Origin of the sequence: Pseudonocardia cypriaca (genome assembly GCF_006717045.1) — a bacterium.
In the GTDB taxonomy this organism is placed as follows: domain Bacteria; phylum Actinomycetota; class Actinomycetes; order Mycobacteriales; family Pseudonocardiaceae; genus Pseudonocardia; species Pseudonocardia cypriaca.
Genome location: NZ_VFPH01000001.1, coordinates 1737498 through 1757849, shown reverse-complemented (window position 1 = coordinate 1757849; position 20352 = coordinate 1737498). Strand labels below are relative to the sequence as shown.

The 20352-nt window shown below is 74.2% G+C and carries 15 protein-coding genes; 6 read left to right on the top strand and 9 right to left on the bottom strand.

Annotation, left to right across the window (positions count from 1 at the left end; translation table 11 throughout):
* From FB388_RS08280 to truB, 7 genes are all read right to left on the bottom strand, one after another.
* Positions 1-2277, bottom strand: coding sequence for a polyribonucleotide nucleotidyltransferase (locus FB388_RS08280; RefSeq protein ID WP_142099088.1), 2277 nt, complete (start codon positions 2275-2277; stop codon positions 1-3).
* 209 nt (positions 2278-2486) lie between these two features.
* Complete coding sequence (gene rpsO, locus FB388_RS08275; RefSeq protein ID WP_142099087.1) at positions 2487-2756, bottom strand: 30S ribosomal protein S15; 270 nt, start codon at positions 2754-2756, stop codon at positions 2487-2489.
* A gap of 131 nt (positions 2757-2887) precedes the next feature.
* Positions 2888-3427 (bottom strand): helix-turn-helix domain-containing protein, encoded by a 540-nt coding sequence (locus tag FB388_RS08270; RefSeq protein WP_142099086.1) that lies wholly within the window; start codon positions 3425-3427, stop codon positions 2888-2890.
* A gap of 67 nt (positions 3428-3494) precedes the next feature.
* Positions 3495-4421 carry a bifunctional riboflavin kinase/FAD synthetase gene (locus FB388_RS08265; RefSeq protein ID WP_142099085.1) on the bottom strand — a complete coding sequence of 309 codons (927 nt, stop codon included), beginning with the start codon at positions 4419-4421 and terminating at the stop codon, positions 3495-3497.
* Positions 4422-4475: 54 nt separating this feature from the next.
* The gene (locus FB388_RS08260; protein WP_246121744.1) at positions 4476-6041 is read right to left on the bottom strand and encodes an ATP-dependent acyl-CoA ligase; all 1566 of its coding nucleotides are present in this window, start codon (positions 6039-6041) and stop codon (positions 4476-4478) included.
* Positions 6042-6098: 57 nt separating this feature from the next.
* Complete coding sequence (locus tag FB388_RS08255; RefSeq protein WP_142099084.1) at positions 6099-6854, bottom strand: IclR family transcriptional regulator; 756 nt, start codon at positions 6852-6854, stop codon at positions 6099-6101.
* 60 nt (positions 6855-6914) lie between these two features.
* Complete coding sequence (truB, locus tag FB388_RS08250) at positions 6915-7790, bottom strand: tRNA pseudouridine(55) synthase TruB (protein ID WP_142099083.1); 876 nt, start codon at positions 7788-7790, stop codon at positions 6915-6917.
* Positions 7791-7919: 129 nt separating this feature from the next.
* Between truB and FB388_RS08245 the strand changes: the two genes are divergently transcribed.
* Both FB388_RS08245 and FB388_RS08240 read left to right on the top strand, forming a co-directional pair.
* Positions 7920-9530 carry an ABC transporter ATP-binding protein gene (locus FB388_RS08245; RefSeq protein WP_246121742.1) on the top strand — a complete coding sequence of 537 codons (1611 nt, stop codon included), beginning with the start codon at positions 7920-7922 and terminating at the stop codon, positions 9528-9530.
* Complete coding sequence (locus FB388_RS08240) at positions 9527-11263, top strand: ABC transporter ATP-binding protein (protein WP_246121740.1); 1737 nt, start codon at positions 9527-9529, stop codon at positions 11261-11263. The genes FB388_RS08245 and FB388_RS08240 overlap by 4 nt, the downstream gene beginning before the upstream one ends.
* A gap of 6 nt (positions 11264-11269) precedes the next feature.
* Here the strand turns inward: FB388_RS08240 and FB388_RS08235 are convergent, their stop codons facing one another.
* Positions 11270-11941: a DUF5995 family protein gene (locus tag FB388_RS08235; RefSeq protein ID WP_142099082.1), complete on the bottom strand. Its 672-nt coding sequence runs from the start codon at positions 11939-11941 to the stop codon at positions 11270-11272.
* Positions 11942-12155: 214 nt separating this feature from the next.
* Between FB388_RS08235 and FB388_RS08230 the strand changes: the two genes are divergently transcribed.
* Entirely contained in the window at positions 12156-12728 is a 573-nt protein-coding gene (locus FB388_RS08230; protein WP_142099081.1) for an RNA polymerase sigma factor, read from the top strand.
* A 114-nt stretch (positions 12729-12842) separates the two neighbouring features.
* Positions 12843-14237 carry an HNH endonuclease signature motif containing protein gene (locus tag FB388_RS08225; RefSeq protein ID WP_142099080.1) on the top strand — a complete coding sequence of 465 codons (1395 nt, stop codon included), beginning with the start codon at positions 12843-12845 and terminating at the stop codon, positions 14235-14237.
* Positions 14238-14603: 366 nt separating this feature from the next.
* On the opposite strand, the gene FB388_RS08220 is transcribed toward FB388_RS08225, so the two are convergent.
* Positions 14604-17579, bottom strand: a complete 2976-nt coding sequence (locus tag FB388_RS08220) for a helix-turn-helix transcriptional regulator (RefSeq protein ID WP_170225526.1) — start codon at positions 17577-17579, stop codon at positions 14604-14606.
* A 140-nt stretch (positions 17580-17719) separates the two neighbouring features.
* On the opposite strand from FB388_RS08220, the gene FB388_RS08215 reads away from it, so the two are divergent.
* Together FB388_RS08215 and FB388_RS08210 are read left to right on the top strand one after the other, a co-directional pair.
* Positions 17720-18505: a DUF5995 family protein gene (locus FB388_RS08215; protein WP_142099078.1), complete on the top strand. Its 786-nt coding sequence runs from the start codon at positions 17720-17722 to the stop codon at positions 18503-18505.
* 42 nt (positions 18506-18547) lie between these two features.
* On the top strand, positions 18548-20278 hold the full coding sequence (locus FB388_RS08210) for an ABC-F family ATP-binding cassette domain-containing protein (RefSeq protein ID WP_142099077.1): 1731 nt from the start codon (positions 18548-18550) through the stop codon (positions 20276-20278).
* Positions 20279-20352: the final 74 nt, after the last annotated feature.

Sequence of the window (20352 nt, the reverse complement as noted above, 5' to 3'; positions counted from 1 at the left end):
TCAACTGGGTGAGACCGCCTCGGCCTCGTCGTTGTTGTTCTCGGCCGCCGCTTCCGCGGGCGCCTCGGCGGGCGTGGTGCCGTTGCCGTTGCCGTTGCCCGACTCATCGGCCACCGGGACCAGGCTGATCTTGCCCCGGTTGTCGATGTCGGTGACCTCGACGCGGATCTTGTCGCCGACCTTGACGACGTCCTCCACCTTGCCGACCCGCTTGCCCTGCCCCAGCTTCGAGATGTGGACGAGACCGTCCTTGCCGGGCACGAGCGAGACGAAGGCGCCGAAGGCCGCGGTCTTGACGACCGTGCCGAGGAACCGCTCGCCGATCTTGGGCAGCTGCGGGTTGGCGATCGCGTTGATCAGTCCGATCGCCGCCTCGGCCGACGGGCCGTCGGCCGCACCGACGTAGATCGTGCCGTCGTCCTCGATGGAGATGTCGGCACCGGTCTGCTCGGTGATCGAGTTGATCATCTTGCCCTTCGGGCCGATGACCTCGCCGATCTTGTCGACCGGCACCTTGATCGCCGTGACGCGCGGCGCGAACTGGCTCATCTCGTCGGGCCGGTCGATCGCCTCGCCGATGACCTCGAGGATCGTCAGGCGGGCGTCCTTGGCCTGCGAGAGCGCGGCGCCGAGCACCTCGGACGGGATGCCGTCGAGCTTGGTGTCCAGCTGCAGGGCCGTGACGAACTCGGACGTGCCGGCGACCTTGAAGTCCATGTCGCCGAAGGCGTCCTCGGCACCGAGGATGTCGGTGAGCGCCACGTAGCGGGTCTGCCCGTCGACCTCGTCGGACACCAGGCCCATCGCGATGCCCGCCACCGGAGCCTTGAGCGGCACACCGGCGTTGAGCAGCGACATCGTGGACGCGCAGACCGAGCCCATCGACGTGGAGCCGTTGGAGCCCAGCGCCTCCGACACCTGCCGGATCGCGTACGGGAACTCCTCGCGCGTGGGCAGCACCGGCAGCAGCGCCCGCTCGGCGAGCGCGCCGTGGCCGATCTCGCGGCGCTTCGGCGAGCCCACGCGGCCGGTCTCACCGGTGGAGTACGGCGGGAAGTTGTAGTGGTGCAGGTACCGCTTGTGGGTCTCCGGACCCAGCGAGTCGATCTGCTGCTCCATGCGCAGCATGTTCAGCGTGGTGACACCCATGATCTGGGTCTCGCCGCGCTCGAACAGCGCCGAGCCGTGGGCCCGCGGGACCACCTCGACCTCGGCCGACAGCGGCCGGATGTCGGTGATGCCGCGCCCGTCGATGCGGACCTGGTCGCGCAGGATGCGCTGGCGCACCAGCTTCTTGTTGAGCGACCGGAACGCGGCGCCCAGCTCCTTCTCGCGGCCCTCGAACTTCTCGCCGAGCGAGGAGAGCACCGAGAGCTTGATCTCGTCGAGCTTGGCCTCCCGCTCCTGCTTGCCGCCGATCGTGAGCGCGGCGGCCAGGTCGTCGCTCGCGGCCGCCTCGACGGCCTCGAACACGTCCGGCTGGTACGCGGGGAAGGTCGGGAAGTTGCCCGTGGGCTTGGCCGCGACGTCGGCCAGCTGCTGCTGGGCAGCGCACAGGGAGCGGATGAACGGCTTCGCCGCCTCCAGCCCGGCCGCGACGACGTCCTCGGTGGGGGCCTGGGCACCGCCGGCGACGAGCTCGATCGTGGAGGTGGTGGCCTCGGCCTCCACCATCATGATCGCGACGTCGTCCCCGACGACCCGGCCCGCGACGACCATGTCGAACACGGCGCGGTCGAGGTCCTCGTGCTGCGGGAACGCGATCCACTGGCCGTCGATCAGCGCGACGCGCACGCCACCGATCGGCCCGCTGAACGGCAGGCCCGCGAGCTGGGTGGACGCCGACGCGGCGTTGATGGCCAGTGCGTCGTAGGGGTCCTGCGGGTCGAGGGACATGACCGTGACGACGATCTGGATCTCGTTGCGCAGGCCGTCGACGAACGACGGGCGCAGCGGCCGGTCGATCAGGCGGCAGGTGAGGATCGCGTCGGTGCCCGGGCGACCTTCACGGCGGAAGAACGAGCCGGGGATGCGCCCGACGGCGTACATGCGCTCCTCGACGTCCACCGTGAGCGGGAAGAAGTCGAAGTGCTCCTTGGGCTGCTTGGACGCCGTGGTGGCGGACAGCAGCATCGTCTCGTCGTCGAGGTAGGCGACGACGGACCCGGCGGCCTGGCGCGCGAGGCGCCCGGTCTCGAACCGGATCGTGCGGGTGCCGAAGCTCCCGTTGTCGATGACGGCACTGGTCTCGTGCACGTCCTCAAGAGGGTCGGTCATGAGGTCCTTCTTGTCGGGACCCCACGCCGCACCGGCTGATCCTCGGCCTGGCCGGTCTTCGATCGAAGCGCCCGGGACCGGTGTCCCGGGAGCCACTACCGAGGACCGGCGGATCGTCTGCGGCGAGGCGTGGTGTCAAGAACTGCTGTTGAGTTGGGGGTGATGCGGTACCGGCCCGGACCGAGGAGCAGGTCCGGGCCGGCGGTGGGTCAGCGGCGGAGGCCGAGACGCTCGATCAGCGATCGGTAGCGCGCGACGTCGACCGAGGCGAGGTACTTCAGCAGGCGGCGGCGACGGCCGACCAGCAGCAGCAGGCCGCGGCGGGAGTGGTGGTCGTGCTTGTGCTGCTTGAGGTGCTCGGTGAGGTCGCTGATCCGCTTCGTGAGCAGGGCGACCTGCGCCTCGGGCGAACCGGTGTCGCCCTCGTGGACCCCGTAGGTGTCCAGGATTTCCTTCTTCTGTGCGGCGTCGAGTGCCACGATGTCCTCTTCCGTTCGAGATGTGCCGTGATGCCCGCATCCCCATGGGGGAGCGGAAGACGGTACGCGGCCGCCACGGACTGCAGCCGGACCCGGTACGCCACGTTACCAGCAACGATGCATGCGACGTGTCACGCCCCTGGGCGACTCGCCGCCTGGCGCAGTACCTCGGCGAGTTCCGGGAACGTCGGGCCGAGCGCGGCCGCCGCCGCGGCCAGGCGAGCCGGCTCGGACACGCCGCGCAGCACGGCGGCCGCGGTGCCGTCGGAGACGGGCCGTTGCACCCGGTGGCCGATCGTGCGCGGCCCGTTCCGGCGCGGCCCGCCCGGCCGCTGCCCGTTCCAGTGCCAGCGGGCCTCGGCGATCTCGGCGAGCAGCGCGTCGACGGTGTGCCGGTCGGCCGGGGTGCGCAGCCCCTGGCAACGCTGGTCGAGCATCAGCATCCGCGCGAGCACCGCGGGGTCGCCGATCTTGACCCGCCGCGCGCTCACCAGCTGGCTGAGCATCGCCGGGCTCATCCCCAGCGTGCGCGCCAGCCGGGCCTGGGAGATGCCGAGCGCGCCCGTCAGGCGGCGGACCCGCTCACCGAGCGGCGCCCCGTACAGCTCCCGCTGCCGATCCTGGTTCTCGATGAGCCAGGAGCTCGTCGCGTCCCCGCCCGCATCCGTCATGCCGAGGATGCTCGCAAACCCCACGCCGGTCCCGTGGGCGAACGGCGAAACTCGGCCGACGCCCCGCTCAGCCCGACAGGAGCTCGCGGGTGCGGGCGACGTCCTTGTGCATCTGCTCGATCAGCGCTGCGACGTCGGCGAACCGCTCCTGCCCGCGCAGCCGGTGCACGAAGTCGAGCGCCACCTCGAAGCCGTAGAAGTCCTCGTCGACGTCCAGCACATACGCCTCGACGGTGCGCACCTTCCCCGAGAACGTCGGGTTGGTGCCCACCGAGATCGCGGCCGGGAGCGACCGGTCCTTGATCTCGAACAGGCCCGCGTACACACCGTCGGCGGGCAGCGCGGTGAACGGTGCGGTGGCCAGGTTCGCCGTGGGGAAGCCCAGGTCCCGGCCCCGACGGTCGCCGTGCACGACCACGCCCTCAACCCGGTGCGGCCTGCCGAGCGCGGCCGCGGCCGCCTCGACGTCGCCGGCGTCGATGCAGGCGCGGATGTAGGTGGAGGAGAACGTGATGCCGTCGTCCGTGATCAGTTCCAGGCCCTCGACGCCGAAGCCGAACCGCTGGCCGAGGCGGGTGAGCAGCGCGACGTCCCCCGCCGCCCGGTGCCCGAACGTGAAGTTGCGGCCCACGACGACGTCGGCGGCGTGCAGCCGCTCCACCAGCACCTCGTGGACGAACTCGGCGGCCTCGGTGCGGGCCAGCTCCGGGGTGAACGGGAGCACGCAGAACGCGTCGACGCCGAGCGCGGCCACCAGCTCCGACCGCCGCGGCAGGGTGGTGAGCCGGGCCGGGTGGCTGCCGGGGCGCACGACCTCGGCCGGGTGCGGGTCGAACGTGACGACCACCGCGGGTAGCCCGCGCTCCCGCGCCCGCTCCACCGCCCGGCCGATGAGCTGCTGGTGCCCGCGGTGCACCCCGTCGAACACGCCGACGGTGACGACGCTGCGCCCCCAGCCGGTCGGCACGGCCTCCAGCCCCCGCCAGCGCTGCACGGGCCTGAGCCTACGGAACCCGCACCGATCACCGACGAACGGCCCGTCCGTCGGTCAGGCACCCGCCTTCGTCCGGTCCCAGGTCGCCGCGGTGATCCCCCGTTCACGCAGCACCGCCTTGCGGACCTTGCCGTTCTCCGTCAGCGGCAGCTCCGCCACCACGTCGACGAACCGGGGGATCGCGAACCTCGCGAGCCTCGGCTCGCACCACTCGGTCAGCTCGGCCGGGTCGACCTCCTCGCCGGGGGTAGGCACGACGGCGGCCATCACCTCGTCCTCCGACAGCTCCGACGGCACCGCGTACACGGCGACCGCGGAGACGGCCGGGTGGGTCGCGACGACCTGCTCGACCTCGAGCGAGGAGATGTTCTCGCCGCGGCGGCGGATCGAGTCGGTGAGCCGGTCGAGGAAGCGCAACCAGCCCCCGGGCTCGCGCACGACCCGGTCGCCGGTGTGGAACCACCGGTCCCGGTACGCGGCGGCGGTGGCGGCCGGGTTCTCGAAGTAGCCGGTTGCGTACGCGTACGGATGCCGCGACCGGCACACGAGCTCACCCGGCTCGCCGTCGGGGACGTCGAGCCCTTCGGCGTCGACGACCCGGACCTCGTGGTCGGGCAGCACCACACCCATGTACCCGGGACGCTGCGCCGCCGGGTGCGCCCCGAGCACCATGTTCGTCTCGGTGGAGCCGTAGCCGTCCACCAGCAGCACGCCGAACCGCTCCCGGAACGCCGCGTGCGCGGCGGCGGGCGTGGCGGGTGAGAGCGCGATCCGCACGCGGTGCGCCGCGTCGGCTCCTCCGGGGGGCCTGCTCAGCAGGATCTGCACCATCGCGCCGAGCAGGTAGGTGACGGTCGCCCCGGCGGCGCGCACCTCGTCCCAGAACCGCGACGCGGAGAACCGCCCGCCCAGCACGTACGTCGCCCCGGCGCAGACCGCCTGGAAGAACGCGTTGAGCGCGTTCGTGTGGAACAGCGGGAGGCACGTGTACAGCACGTCGTCGTCGGTGATCTCCAGGCACTCGCCCACGCTCACGCCCCACCAGAAGAACTGCGCCTGCGGGCAGCACACGCCCTTGGGCAGCCCGGTGGTGCCGGAGGTGTAGAGGATCGCGAGAGTCTCGCCCGGGGTCACCGGGCGGGCCGGGAGCACCGGTCCGGGTGCGGGGAACGTCTCCCCCACGACCCAGCGCTCCACCGGCACACCGACCTCGTCCAGCACGCCGAGGAGGTCCGGCTCGACGACCACCACTCGGGCGCCCGAGTCGGTGAGGGCGTGCCGCAGCCCCGCCCCACGGAGCGCGTTGTTGAGCGGGACCGCGATCGCGCCGAGCCACGCGCAGCCGAGCAGGATCTCGAGCAGTTCGAGCCGGTTGCCGCACAGGAGCGCGATCCGGTCGCCCGGCTCGATGCCGCGCCCCTTCAGCGCCCCGGCCATGCGGGCGGCCCGGTCGACCGTGTCGCGGTAGGACCAGGTCGTCGCGCCGCGTACGACGAGCGGCTTGTCGCCGTACCGCTGCGCCTGCCGCTGCAGCAGCCGCGGCACGGTCCGGTCCGCCGCCGCGAGGTCGCGCAGCGGGCTGCGGTGCGCCGGCAACAGCGACCCGCTTCCCGGGATCACGCCGCTCCTTCCGGGACCACCGCGAGATCGTGACTCCTGCCGGGCCCCGGTGGTACGTCAGCGGTCCGCTGAGCGGCCCACCCGCCGCGACAGCTCCCCCGCGGTCCGCTGCACCGCCGTCGCGAACGCCGGGACGTCGAGCCGGCTGATCGGCGCGACCACCGTCAACGCGGCGATCACCTCACTCCCCATCCGCACGGGCGCGGCGACGGCGCCGTATCCGCCGACGAGCTCCTGCCGGTCGACCGCGTACCCCTGCTCGCGGACCTGCGCGAGTTCGGTCGCGAGCCGTGCCGGGTCGGTGATCGTCCGCCGGGTGCGCGGCGCGAGCCCGGCCTCGACCGTGCGCGCGAGGAGCTCCGGCGGGCCGAACGCGAGCACGACCTTCCCGGACGCGCCGCAGTGCAGCGGCACCCGCCCGTCGACGAGGGTGACCACCTGACCGCGCCCGCGGCTGCCCACGTACACCTGGCCGAAGAGGATCTCCTCGTGCCCCGGCAGGGCGAGCACGGCCGTCTCGTGGGTGAGGTGGGTCAGCTCCTCCAGGAACGGGGCCGCCGCGACGCGCAGCGAGCGGTGCGCGGGTACCCGCGCCCCCAGCTCGGCGAGCCACGCGCCGAGCCGGTACCGCCCGCCCGCGCGGTCCAGCAGCTCGCACGCCACCAGCTCCTGCGCGATCCGGCGTGCCGTGGTGCGGGGCAGCCCGCTGCGGCGGGCCAGCTCGTTGATCCCCAGCTCACGGGTGTGGGAGTCGAAGCAGTCGAGGATGTCCCGCGCCTTCTGCAGGACGGCCTTGCCCGGGGTGTCGGGCATGCGCACCTCCCCGGCCGGCGTGCGGGCAGGGTATCCGCGGCAGCCCCACCCAGCGATCGGTCAGGTGGCGGCCGGCGCCAGCACCACCAGCGGGCGAGCCTGTGGACCCCGGTCCGTCACCAGGGCAACTGCCCGGCCGTCGGGCGCGAAGACGCCGTACGTCCCGGGCTCCCCCGTCGCCGGGAGCGGGCGGCCGTGGGAGATGTCGGCGGCCTCGTCGGCGTCGAGGTCGCGGCGGGGGAAGGCCAGTGCGACGGCCGCGTCCAGCGGGACGACGGCGGAGGCGTCTTCCTCCAGGGTCTCGAGGGCGCCGGCCTGGTCGAGGGTGAACGGGCCGACGCGGGTGCGGCGCAGCGCCGTGAGGTGCCCGCCCACCCCGAGATCTGCGCCGAGGTCGCGGGCGAGCGCGCGGACGTAGGTGCCGGAGGAGCACTCCACCGCGACGTCGAGGTCGGCACCGCGGCGGGCGAGCAGGGTGAACTCCGAGACGGTGACGGGCCGGGCGGCCAGCACGACCTCCTCCCCCGCCCGCACCCGGGCGTACGCGCGCTGCCCGTTCACCTTGATCGCGGAGACGGAGCTGGGCACCTGCTCGATCGCGCCGGTCAGCGCGGCCATCCCGGCCGCGACCGCGGCGTCGGTGACGCCGCTCGCGTCGGCGGTGGCGAGCACGTCGCCCTCGGCGTCGTCGGTGTGGGTGGTGACGCCGAGCCGGATCGTGGCGGTGTACGCCTTCGTGTCGAGGGAGAGGTGACCGAGCAGCTTGGTGCCGCGGCCGACCCCGCACACGAGCACGCCCGTGGCCATCGGGTCGAGCGTGCCGGCGTGGCCGACCTTGCGGGTGCGCAGGATCCGGCGCAGGCGGGCGACGACGTCGTGCGAGGTCAGCCCCGCGGGCTTGTCGACGATCACGAGGCCGGGGGCAGGGGCGTCCACCGGCTGATTCTCGCAATCCCCGCGACCGCCGTCCGACCCACCGGATACCGTCACCGCGACGTGCGAGTAAGGGGGGCCTCACAGGTGGAGCCGGTCACGGCTGGCCCAGGGCTGGTGACGGTTGGTGCAGTGTTGCGTCGCGGGGCCGGCGCCCGGCCCCGCGAGCTGGGTCTCGCGGCGTTCCTGGTGTCGCTGCACCAGCTCGCGGAGGCCGCGGTGCCGGTCACGGTCGGCTGGGTGATCGACCTCGCGGTCGTGAGCCGCGACTCCGGCGCGCTGCTGCGGTGGCTCGCGGTGGTTGTCGCCGTGTTCGCCGTGCTCGCCTCCAGCGCGTACTTCGGGTACTTCCTCGGCGCCCGCACGGTGCGGATGGCGGCCCACCGCATGCGGATGGACGTGGCCGCGCGCGTACTGCACCCGGCGGGCGGCGCCCCCGGTCGCTCCGGCGAGCTCGTGAGCACGGCCGGGTCCGACGCCGACCGCGCAGGCCAGGTGTGCTGGGTCGTCGCCGCCGGGATCGCGGCGCTGGCCGCGCTGGCGGGCGGCGCCGTCGTGCTGCTCGACGCCTCCGTGGAGCTCGGGCTGGTGGTGCTCGGCGGGGTGCCGCTGGTCCTGCTGTCGTCCCGCCTCCTGGCCCGTCCGCTGGTCGGGCGCGCCGAGGCCGAGCAGGAGTCGCTCGCCGCGGCCACCGCGGTGGCCACCGACGTGATCACCGGCCTGCGGGTGATCAAGGGGATCGGCGCGGAGGCGGCGGCGGGCGAGTCCTACCGCGCCGCGAGCCGTGCCGCGCTGCGCGCCCGCCTCGCCGCGGCCAACCTGAACGGCGGCTACGTCGGGGCCACCAACGTGATCACCGGCCTGTTCCTCGTGGTCGTCGCCTGGGTCGGCGGCCGGCTCGCGCTCGACGGCGCGATCAGCATCGGCGAGCTCGTCGCGGGCGTCGGGCTGGCGCAGTTCCTGATCGGCCCCCTCGAACGGCTCACCGAGCTGGGCGCGTTGCTCGCGGGCGCCCGCGGCTCGGCCCGCCGCCTGGCAGGCGTGCTGGCCACGCCGCCCGCCGTCACGGAGGGCACGGGCACGCTCCCCACGCGGCCGGAGGGCGCGCTGCGGGTGCAGCTGCCGGGCGGGCTCGCGCTCGACGTCGCGGCGGGCGAGCACGTCGGCGTGGTCACGCTGCGCGCCGACGATGCGTCCGCGCTGCTCGACGCCCTCGCGCGCGACGCCGACGCGCCGGTCCAGCTGGACGGCACCGACCTGCGGGACGTCGGGCTCGACGAGGCCCGCCGGACCGTGCTCGTCGCCCGGCACGAGGCCACGCTGTTCGAGGGAACGGTGGCCGACAACACCGGCCGTGACCCCGCGCCGCTCGCGGCCGCGGCCGCCGACGAGGTGGTGGAGACGCTGCCGGAGGGGCTCGACAGCGACGTCGGCGAGCGCGGGCGCACGCTGTCGGGCGGGCAGCGCCAGCGCATCGGGCTGGCCAGGGCGCTCGCCGAGCACGCACCCGTGCTCGTGCTGCACGACCCCACCACCGCGGTCGACGCCGCCACCGAGCACCGCATCGCCACGGGCGTCTCCACGCTGCGAGCCGGGCGCACCACCGTGGTCGTGGCGTCCAGCCCGGCACTGCTGGCGCGCTGCCACCGCGTGCTGCTGGTGGACCGCGGCGCCGTCGTCGCGTCCGGTTCGCACGCCGAGCTCGTGGCCGACGCGCGCTACCGGCAGGCGGTGCTCGCGTGAACGTCGCTCCCACGAGGATGCTGCCCGTCGCGACGCTCGCCCGCACCAGGGGCGCGCTCGGCGAGCTCGTCCGCCCGCACCGGCTGCTGCTCGCCGCCACCGTGGGCACGCTGGTCGCGGCGTCGGTCGCGATGCTCGTGGTGCCGCCGCTCCTCGGCCGGATCGTCGACGCCGTCATCGCCCGCGGCGCCGCGGGCCTGGTCGACGGCCTCGCGCTCGGCATCCTCGCCGCCCTCGTGGCGCGCGCGGCGTTCTCGGCGCTCGGCTCGGTCCTGGTGGCACACCTGGGTGAGCAGGTGCTCGCCGCGCTGCGCGAGCGCGTGGTGCGCCGCGCCCTCGACGTGCCGCTGGCCGACGTCGAGCGCGCCGGCACCGGCGACCTGCTGCAACGGGTCGGCGGCGACATCTCCGTCATCTCCGAGGGCGTCCGCCGGGCGATCCCCACCGTCGTGATCTCGCTGCTCGACGTGGGGCTCACGCTCGTCGGGCTCACCGTGCTCGACTGGCGCCTCGCGCTCGCCGGGCTCACGCCGCTGCCGATCTGGGTGGCGATCTCCCGCTGGTACGTGCGCAGGTCCGGCCCGCTCTACGCGGCGGAGCGGCGCGCCGAGAGCGAGCGCACCCAGTCGCTGCTGGCGGGGGTCGGCGGCGCGGCCACCGTCCGCGCCTTCCGGCGGCGCGCGGCCCAGCTCGGCCGCATCGACGGGCACTCCCGAGCGGCGGTCGACGCGTCGCTGCGCGCGTCCGACGCCGAGCGCAAGTTCGGCCTCGTGATGAACGGCGCGGAGCTGCTCGGCGTGCTGGCCATCCTCGTCACCGGCTTCTGGCTGGTGCGGGCCGACACCGTCACGGTCGGTGCCGCCACGGCCGCCGCGCTGTACTTCCTTCGGCTGTTCGACCCGATCGGGATCATGCTCTACCTGCTCGACGAGGCGCAGTCGGCGGGCGCCGCGCTGGCCCGGCTGGTCGGGGTGGCCGACATGCCGGCGCCGGCCACCCCGGCCCGGCCGCGCACCCCACGCCACTCCGGCGTGCGGCTCACCGGGATCCGGCACGCCTACGACAGCGGCCCCGAGGTGCTGCACGGCGTGGACCTCGAGGTGGCACCCGGGGAGCGGGTGGCCGTCGTCGGCGCGAGCGGTGCCGGCAAGACCACGCTCGGCGCCGTCCTCGCCGGGGTGCACACCCCCACCGCGGGCAGCGTCGAGATCGGTGACGTGCCGCTCGGCGAGATCGCGGACCTGCGCCGCCACGTCGCGCTCGTCACGCAGGAGGTGCACGTCTTCGCCGGCACGGTTGCCGACAACCTGCGGATGGCGCGTCCCGGCGCCACCGACGAGGAGCTCGCGGCCGCACTGGCGACCGTCGAGGCGCCGATGCAGCTCACCGACGTCGTGGGCGATGGCGGTGACGAGCTGTCGGCCACCCGCGCCCAGCAGCTCGCCCTTGCCCGGCTGGTGCTCGCAGAACCCGCCGTCGCCGTGCTCGACGAGGCCACCGCCGAGGCCGGCAGCGCCGGTGCCCGCACGCTCGAACGCGCCGCAGCTGCCGCGCTCGCCGGGCGCACCGCCGTGGTCATCGCCCACCGCCTCACGCAGGCGGCGACGGCCGACCGCGTGGTGGTGCTGGACAAGGGCCGGATCGTCGAGTCCGGGCCGCACGACGAGCTGGTGGCCGCGGGCGGCAGCTACGCCGCGCTCTGGGCCGCCTGGGCCGCCCCTCGCACCCCCTGAACGGGGTCACGGGCTTCCCAGCAGGGCCCGTGCCACGAGCGCCGCGCGCCAGTCCAGGGCGGCGCGCTCCTTCTCCGCCTCCGACGGCCGACCGCGCAGCGTCCACAAGTGTTCGGCCTGGCGCCAGCACTCGCTGCGGGACAGCAGCAGCGCGAGGCCGCTGGCGTCGTCGTCGGAGCGGGTGTCGGTGGCAGCGGCCTCGTTGGCCAGCCGGGCGATCTGCGTGGTGATCGCCTGCACCACCGCCTGCTCGACGGAACCGGGGCTCCGGCCGAGCAACGTGCATGCGCTCACGACGGCCGGTGGGAGGTCGAAGCAGACGAGCGCGTGTGCGCCGGCGAGCGCGGTTCTGGCCGGGTCGCCCGTGCCGCCCTCCCAGCGGCTCAGCAGGACCTGCCAGACCCGCGGCGCCCCGCTCCCCCTCGCATGCCCGCGGACGGCTCGCAGGTAGCGCCGCGCCAGCTCGGCAACCAGTGCCGTCCGGAACTCGGCGTCCAGCTGCCCCGCCGCATCGTCCGGTGCCGCGACGGCGGTCAGCAGCCTGCCCACCGGGCCGGCGCCGTGGCCGCGCACGCCCGCGTCGGCGCCTTGCTGCAGCCCCGCCACGGCATCGACGACGCCGCCAGGGCGGTCCGGATCTCCCGTGTCGACCGCCCCCGACTCGCTCGCCACCAACACCCGTTCCTCCTCGTCGAGGCCTCGTCACGGATGGCCTCCTGTCCTCCGGCGTGCATGCCGGCGACCGGGGAGAGCCACCGCGCGCACGCGTAGATACCCGGGCGCGGGATATAGGGCGTCCTTTCCGCTCGCCGTAAGGCGTTCACCTGACGACACGGCCCGACGCTCCCCCGAGGCTGGTGCGGCACGCCGCCCCACCTGCGAGGAGCTCGCGATGACCATGCCGTCCTCCGCCGCCGCCACCACCGACAACGACGAGCTGCTGCGCTCGGCGGCGTCGGGGGACGAGCGGGCCTGGACCGAGATCGTCGGGCGCTACCGCGGTCTCGTGAGCGCCGTCGTCCGCTCCTACCGGCTGCAGGACGCCGACGCGCACGACGCCGAGCAGCGCACCTGGCTGCGGCTGGTGGAACACCGGAACGCGGTGCGCGAGCCGGAGCGGCTGGGCGGCTGGCTGGCCACCACCGCGTCCCGCGAGTGCCTGCGGATCATGCGGGAGAGCCGCGCCGTCGTGACCGACGAGCTCGACGCGATGCCCGATGCGGACCGCACGGTGGAGGAGCAGGTGGTGGACGCCGACACGGTGTCGCGGCTCTGGACGATCGTCGCGGCGCTCCCGCCACGCGGTCGCGCCATCATGATGGAGCTCTTCGCCGAGGAACCGCGCCCCTACGCGGAGGTCGCGCAGTCCACCGGGATCCCGATCGGCAGCCTCGGACCCAGTCGCGCCCGGTTGATCAACCGCGTCCGCCGCTCCTTCGACACCGGCGCGGTGGTGGGGGTCTGAGCAGTTCCGGCGGCGCGTTCCGCGGAACGCGATCCAGCTCCTGCGGGACAGGAACTGTCGGACCCGGATGCCACCCTGAGAGTCGAACATCAGTTCGACCCCAGGAGGGTTTCCGTGTCGGTCATCCCGCTCCCCACCCCACTGCACACCATGGCACTCCCCGACCTGGAATCAGAACTACTCGGGCTGGCCGGACACCTCGCCGCCGCACAATGCCGCTTCCTGCAACTGCTGGCCGAGTTCGACCACCGCAACGGCTGGACCGGCGACGGCATCCGCTCCTGCGCCCACTGGCTGTCCTGGCGAGCCGGCATGAGCCTGCGCACCGCCGTCGAACACCTGCGCGTGGCCCACGCCCTGCGGAACCTGCCGCAAATCACCGAGGCCTTCGCCGCCGGCCGGGTGTCCTACTCGAAGGTCCGGGCGATCACCCGGATCACCGGCTCCGACACCGCGACCCTGACCCGGATCGCCGCCGCGGCCTCGGATCTGCACCACACCTCCGTCACCGACCCGGCCACCGCCGAACAAGTACTGCTCAACATCGCCCTGCACGGCACCGCCAGCCACGTGGAGAGGGTCGTGCGGGCGGTGCGACGCCGCCACACCCCACCCGAAGACCTCGCCGCCCGCCGATCCCTGACCTGGCACTGGGACGAGGACGGCTCACTGATCCTGCGCGCCCGGTTGACCCCGGATGCCGGGGCGGCGCTCATCGCCACGATCGACGCCCTGGTCCCGACCCGCACCCCGAGCAGCCAGCCGGTCCCGGCCCCAGCGGAGGACCTCGATCAGCGCGCCCGAGAGCACGAACCCGGCCCAGCCGTCGATCGGGTCGCCGCCCGCCGCGCCGACGCCCTCCTCGCCCTGGTCAGCAGCTCCTCGAAGCAGGAGTCCGAGCCGGTGGTGACGCGCGGACCGGCGCAGGTGATCGTGCACCTCGACGCCAGCACCGGCGCAGCACGCCTGCAGGGCGGCCCGGAGGTGCCCGCCTCCACCGCGGAACGCCTCGCCTGCGATGCCCGCGTGCAGGTCCTGCTGAACGACCGCACGGGCAACCGGATGTATCTGGGCCGCTCCCGGCGCCTGGCCACCCCAGCCCAGATCGCCGCGCTCACCGTTCGGGACGGCGAGGGATGCCAGTTCCCCGGCTGCACCCACACCCGCCACCTGCACGCCCACCACATCCAGCACTGGCTGCACGGCGGCCGCACCGATGTCGACAACCTGCTCCTGGTGTGCTCCTTCCACCACACCCTGATCCACGACCACAGCTATCGGATCCGGCGGTTGACCGGGCGGTGGGAGTTCCTACGCCCAAACGGCACCGCCATACCCACGCAGACCACACCGCTGACCGGCAACACCGAAGACCTGATCGAAATGAACACCCGAGCCCGACTACGCATCAACCGCACCACGCTCACCCCGAACTGGTACGGCGAGCGCCTCGACCTCGAACCGATCCTCGACGCGCTGCTGCCGCACTGGATCAAGACCGCAGCCTGAAGGCAGAGCGTTCCGCGGAACGCACCCGACAGGACTCGAAGACCAAACTGCGAAGGGGGAACGCGACCACAGGACAGTCGCGCAGGCACCCGGCAGAGACGGTCTCGTCGGAAACGGCGTGCCCCCAAGCCGGGAACGGCCACCAGAGCAACCACAGTATTCGGTAGTTGTCCCAACCCGGCCAGCCGCCCAACCCGCGGACCAGATGCGAACCGGTGGCGACACCACCGATACACCGAGCACGTCCCGACGCCGTAAGGCCCGAGCCGGGAACGGCGCGCCCACCGCAACCTCTGGCCCAAAAGGAGCGCTTCGAGTGCAGCGCCGCCCCCGCAGCACCGGCAGGAGCGATCCTGATGCCGGCCTCTAGGACCGCTGCCCGCGGCCCAGCTGTGGCCGCGCACGCATCAGCACGGCGCTCGCCTGCACGCGGCTGTGTACGTCGAGCTTCGCGTAGATGCGGCTGATGTGGACCCCGACGGTCTTCTCGCTGATGAACAGCCGCTGCGCGATCTCCCGGTTGGTGTGCCCGCAGGCGAGCTCCGTGAGCACCTCCAGCTCGCGGGCGGTGAGGGCGGCGAGCTCGTCGTCGGGGACGTCCGGCCGGGCCGGTTCGGCCGCGGGCTCCGGTTCGTCGATGCGCACCCGCGCCCGGTCCGCCAGGTCGGCGATCTCGGCGAGGAACGGGGTGGCGCCGAGCTCGCGGGCGATCTGCCCGGCGCGGCGCAGCGACTCGGCCGCTGCCGTCGAGCTGGCGCGCGTGGCGAGCAGGGCCTCCGCCCGGCGGAGGTGGGCGTAGGCCGCCGGGTAGGGCTGCCGGCGCTCCCGCCACGTCTCGGCGACGCGTTCCCAGGCCTGCGGGTCGGACCGTCCCGCGGCGCGCCCGTCCTCGGCGGCGGCCATGTCCAGGAACCCCAGCACGACGTCGCGGACCGCGGGAACGGACGCCGCCGCGACGCGGGCCAGCGCGGCGGCGTGCCGGCGCAGCCGGGCGTCGGTGCCGTCGTCGGGCCGCCGCAGTCCGAGCCGGGTGAGCTCGGCGCGGGCGCGCGCACCGTGCCAGAGCAGCGGGGCCACGAGCCAGACGTCGTCCGAACCCCGCTCGACGACGTCGAGCCCGGCCGCGACGTGGTCGAGCGCGTGGTCGGGGCGTTCCTCCCACATCGCGAGGCCGGCCCACAGCGTGAGCAGCGGGAGCCGGTAGCGCGGGCCGAGCGTGGCAACCGAGAGGGCGCCCACCGCCTCCAGGTCGTCCTCGGCCGGGCCGAACCGGCCGCGCCCGATGTGCAGGCGGGCGCGCGCCAGCCGCAGCTCGAGGGCCTCCGCGCCGGCCGGGGCGAGCTCCCATGCCTCGGCGATCGTGTCGTCCGCCTCGTCCCAGCGCCCGATGCGGAACAGGCCGTTGGCGGCCACGGCGAGCAGGCCCGCCCCGGCGCTCCGCGCGAGCCCAAGCTCGCGGGCGCGCGCGGCGCCCGCCCGGGCGATGGCGATCCCCCGGTCCAGGTCGTTCAGGGGGCCGGACAGCAGCTCGGCGAGGCTGCGGTGGGCGCGCGCGATCTCCAGCGGCTCACCCGCCCGCTCGGCCACCGCGATCGACTCGCGCAGCGCCGCCTCGCCGGCCACCGGATCCTGCAGGTAGGCGAGCCCGAAGCCGAGCGTCGCGAGCGCCCGCGCCTCCTGCACGGCTAGGCCGATCCGGCGGGCGAGCGCCAGTGCCCGCCCGGCGGTCTCGTGGGCCGCCGCGTAGTCGCCCGCGGTCCACAGCGCCGACGCGTGACCGCCGAGCACGTCGGCCCGCTCGCGCTCGGCCCCGTCGGCCGGGAGCGCCGTCGTGGCGCGGCCGAACGCCTCGGCGGCCTCCGCTCCCCGCCCGGCGGCCACCAGGTACTGACCCGTGCACGCGTGCAGCAGCGCGGCCTCGATGTGCGGGGCGCCCGGGTCGTCCGGCGGGTCGAGCAGGTCGAGCCGTTCGGCCAGCAGCGCGACGGCCTGGTCGGCGTCGCCGGCCAGGTGGGCGGCCTCGGCCGCGCGCTCAAGGCACGTGACGCGCGGGACGGGCGGCGCGGCCACCTCCCCGGCGAGCTGCGCGGCGCGCAGCCAGTGCCGGTGCGCCTCCGCGTAGCCGCGCACCCGGTCGGCCGCCTCGGCCGCCGCCACCGCTGCGACCGCGGCCCGCAGCCGGTCCCCCGCGCCGTACCAGTGGTGTGCCAGGCGGGCGGCGCGCCCGGGCAACTCGCGGGCCCACTCGGACTCCAGCGCCGTGGCGTAGCGGCGGTGCAGGTCCATCCGCTCCCCCGGCAGGAGCTCGCCTGCGACCACGTCGGTCATCAGCCCGTGCCGCAGCCGGTAGCCGTCGGCCGCGGCGTCCACGACGACCACCCCCGCGTCCACGCTCTCCCGGAGCGCGTCGAGCAGCCACGGCTCGCCGTCGAGCACGGCTTCGAGCAGCCGGTGCGGCAGCGGTCCGTCGGCGAGCGCCACCGCCCGCACCGTCCGCAGCGCGGGCGCGGAGAGTCGATCGAGGCGGGAGAGCACGAGCTCGCGCAGGGTGGTCGGCAGGCCGGTGGGGTCGCCGTCCACCGCGGCCCGCAGCGTCTCCTCCGCGATGAACGCGTTGCCGGCCGACCGCATCCACACGAGCTCGACGAGGTCGGGACGTCCCGGTTCCGCGGCCGCCACCAGCTCCGCCACGGCGTCGCGGCGCAGCGGCGGCACCTCGATCGTGCGCACCTGGCGGTGCCGCGCGAGCTCCCGGATCACGGTGCGGGCGGGGTGGGTGGACGACTCGACGCCCGGTTCGGTGCGGCAGGTCCCGACGAGCAGCAGCCGCTCGTCGGCGAGGTTGGCAACGAGGTATGCGATCAGGTCGAGGGTGGACCGGTCCGCCCATTGCACGTCCTCGACGACGACCACCAGGACCGACTCCAGCGCGAGCCTCAGCACCACGCGGTGCAGGAGCTCGAGGGTCTGCACCCGGGCGAGCGGTGCGGGGAGCGCAGGCCCCAGCGCGAGCAGCTCGTCCAGCTGGTCGGACCACGGCTCGAGCAGCCGCCGCACGTGGTCGCCCCGCGGCGAGCGCAGCGCGGCGCGCAGCGCGGAGGCCACCGGCCAGAAGGGCGGGCTCTCCGCGATGTCGGTGGCCGCGCCGAGCAGCACGGTGGCCCCGGTGCCCTCGGCCCTCCCGACGAGCTCCTGCACGAGGCGCGTCTTGCCGACGCCCGCGTCGCCGCTGAGGAAGATCGTGGCCATCCGGCCCTGTCGCACCGACTCCAGCGCGGCCAGGAGCTCGCCGAGGTCCTCGCCCCTGCCGACCAAGGGGCGCACGGGCCATCGCTCGGTCACGTCCCCCGACGCTACTGCCCCCGTCGATCCCCCTACCAGCGCCACCCCGTCACGCGCGAGGAGCCGGCGGCGAACATGATCGAAGGACGTATCAGGCGCGCCTCCAGGTGCTCCTCGACCCGAACGAAAGGAGCAACCGAATGGGAGAGATCGCGCGCGAGCCGGCGACGACGGGGAGCACGCAGCGCCTGGCCGAGCTGGCGGGGGACTCGCCGCCGACGTCGATCCCCGAGGTCGTCAAGCGGCTCGCGGAGATCCGGGACTACGCGGCGAGCACGTCGCTGCTCGGGGAGAACGACGGCATCGCCGCCTTCTCGAAGCTCTACCACATCATCACCAGCCGCGTGGGCGACATGGTCGAGAGCGGGGAGTTCAGCTCGTCGCCGTTCCTCGTGCAGCTCGACATCGAGTTCGCCGAGCGGTACTTCCAGGCCCTGCGCCGCTACGCCGCCGACATCCACACGGCGCCCGGGGTGTGGCGGGTGCTGTTCGACAACCGCAGCGACCCGAAGGTGCCGCCCGTCAACTTCGCGGTGCTCGGCGTCAACGCCCACATCAACTTCGACCTCGCGCACGCGCTCGTCGCGACCTGGCGCCACATCGGCCCGGACGGCGACGTGGCGGAGCGGGAGCAGTTCCACGACTACCGCCTCGTCAACGAGGTGTTCGAGACCGAGATGGACGGGCTGCGCGAGGAGCTCGACTCCCTCTTCTCCCTCGGCCCGGACGGGGCGCCGTGGGACGTCGGGGCGAACTGGCTGGCCGACCTCGTCGTGACGTTCACCCGTGACCTCGCGTGGGACGAGGCGAAGCGGGTGTGGAAGGCCGGAGCGTCTCCCGAGGTCTGCAAGGCGTCCGAACGCAGGCTCGACGCGATGGCGACGTTCCTGAGCGAAGGTGTGCTGCGCTTGCCGCTCCCTTTCTGATAACCGGTCGACCGCAGGGGTGGGTGCCCCCACCATGGCCCCGTGGGACACATCGAGGCGATGGCCGTCGAGCACGTGCTGCCCGACGGCCGCACGCTCTTCTCCGACGTCTCCTTCCGCGTGGGGGACGGGGCGAAGGTCGCGCTCGTCGGGCCCAACGGCGCCGGTAAGACCACCCTGCTGCGGATGGTCGCGGGTGAGCTGACTCCCGTGTCCGGGAGCATCGCGCGCAGCGGCGGCCTCGGCGTGATGCGCCAGTTCATCGGCTCGATCAGCGACGGGAGCAGCCTCGCCGACCTGGCGTTGTCGCTGGCCCCACCTGCCGTCCGCGCGGCCGGGGAACGCCTGCGCGCCGCCGAGCGCGCCCTCGACGAGGGGGAACGTTCGCAGCTGCGCTACGCCGACGCGCTCGCGGCGTGGGGCGAGGCCGGCGGGTACGGCGCCGAGGTGGAGTTCGACACGGCCGCCGTCGCGGCGCTCGGCCTGCCGTGGGACCGGGTGCGCGACCGCCCCGTCGCCACGCTCTCGGGTGGGGAGCAGAAGCGCTTCGCGCTGGAGCTGCTGCTGCGCGGCCCGGACGAGGTGCTGCTGCTCGACGAGCCGGACAACTTCCTCGACGTGCCCGGTAAGCGCTGGCTGGAGGAGCGCCTCGCGGAGTCGCCCAAGAGCGTGCTGTACGTCAGCCACGACCGCGAGCTGCTGGCCCGCACCGCGGAGCGGGTGGTCACGGTGGAGGCGGGTTCGGCCCGAACGCACTTCCGGGGAGCCACCGCCGCGGCGAAGCAAGGCGGGGGCTCGCCGGGGACGGCATGGGTGCACCCGGGCGGGTTCGCGTCGTGGCACGCGGCCCGCGTCGCCCGCCACGACCGGCTCGACGAGCTGCGCCGCCGCTGGGACGAGGAGCGGGCCAAGCTGGAGCGGCTCGTCGCGTACTACAAGGCCAAGGCCGCCTACAACGACGGTATGTCGTCCCGCCTGCAGGCCGCGCGCACCCGGCTCGCCAAGTTCCTCGAAGCCGGTCCGCCGCCGGAGAAGCCGCGCGACCAGAACGTGCGGATGCGGCTGCGCGGTTCCCGTACCGGCAAGCGGGCCGTGGTGTGCGAGCAGCTGGAGCTGGACGGGCTGACCTACCCGTTCGACCTCGAGGTCTGGTTCGGCGACCGGGTGGCGGTGCTGGGCGGCAACGGCACCGGCAAGTCGCACTTCCTGCGTCTGCTGGCCAGGGGCGGCACGGATCCGGAGCCGGGTTCGGTACCGGCGAGCGGCCTCGCACTGGCGCCGGTGGCGCACGGGGGTGTGGCCCGGCTGGGCGCCCGGGTGCGTCCGGGTCACTTCTCGCAGACCCACGACCGTCCCGAGCTGGCCGGGCGGGCGCCGCTCGACGTCCTCGTCGGCGGCGACGCGGACCGGCCGGGGATGACGCGAGGTGACGCGATGAAGGCGCTCGCCCGCTACGAGCTGGCCGACCAGGCGGAACAACGGTTCGACACGCTGTCCGGCGGCCAGCAGGCCCGCGTGCTCGTGCTGCTGCTGGAGCTGTCCGGGGCCACCCTGCTGCTGCTCGACGAGCCGACAGACAACCTCGACCTCGCCTCGGCCGAGGCGCTCGAACAGGCGCTCGTCGCCTTCGAGGGCACGGTGCTCGCGGTCACCCACGACCGCTGGTTCACCCGGAGCTTCGACCGGTTCCTGCTGTTCGCGGGCGACGGCGAGGTCCGCGAGACGCCCGAGCCGGTGTGGGAGCCGCAGGACCGCACCGCTCTCCACGCGTGAACACCTTCGGGTGATCGTCGATCACCCCTATGCTCCCGTTGATCGACACGGAGCGACCTGACGGGGTGACGAAG

Bases quoted from the DNA above. Each gene is read 5' to 3' on its own strand.
- FB388_RS08230 (WP_142099081.1), top strand. From the start codon at position 12,156: ATGACCATGCCGTCCTCCGCCGCCGCCACCACCGACAACGACGAGCTG.
- FB388_RS08270 (WP_142099086.1), bottom strand. From the start codon at position 3,427: ATGACGGATGCGGGCGGGGACGCGACGAGCTCCTGGCTCATCGAGAAC.
- FB388_RS08255 (WP_142099084.1), bottom strand. From the start codon at position 6,854: ATGCCCGACACCCCGGGCAAGGCCGTCCTGCAGAAGGCGCGGGACATC.
- FB388_RS08215 (WP_142099078.1), top strand. From the start codon at position 17,720: ATGGGAGAGATCGCGCGCGAGCCGGCGACGACGGGGAGCACGCAGCGC.
- FB388_RS08280 (WP_142099088.1), bottom strand. From the start codon at position 2,277: ATGACCGACCCTCTTGAGGACGTGCACGAGACCAGTGCCGTCATCGAC.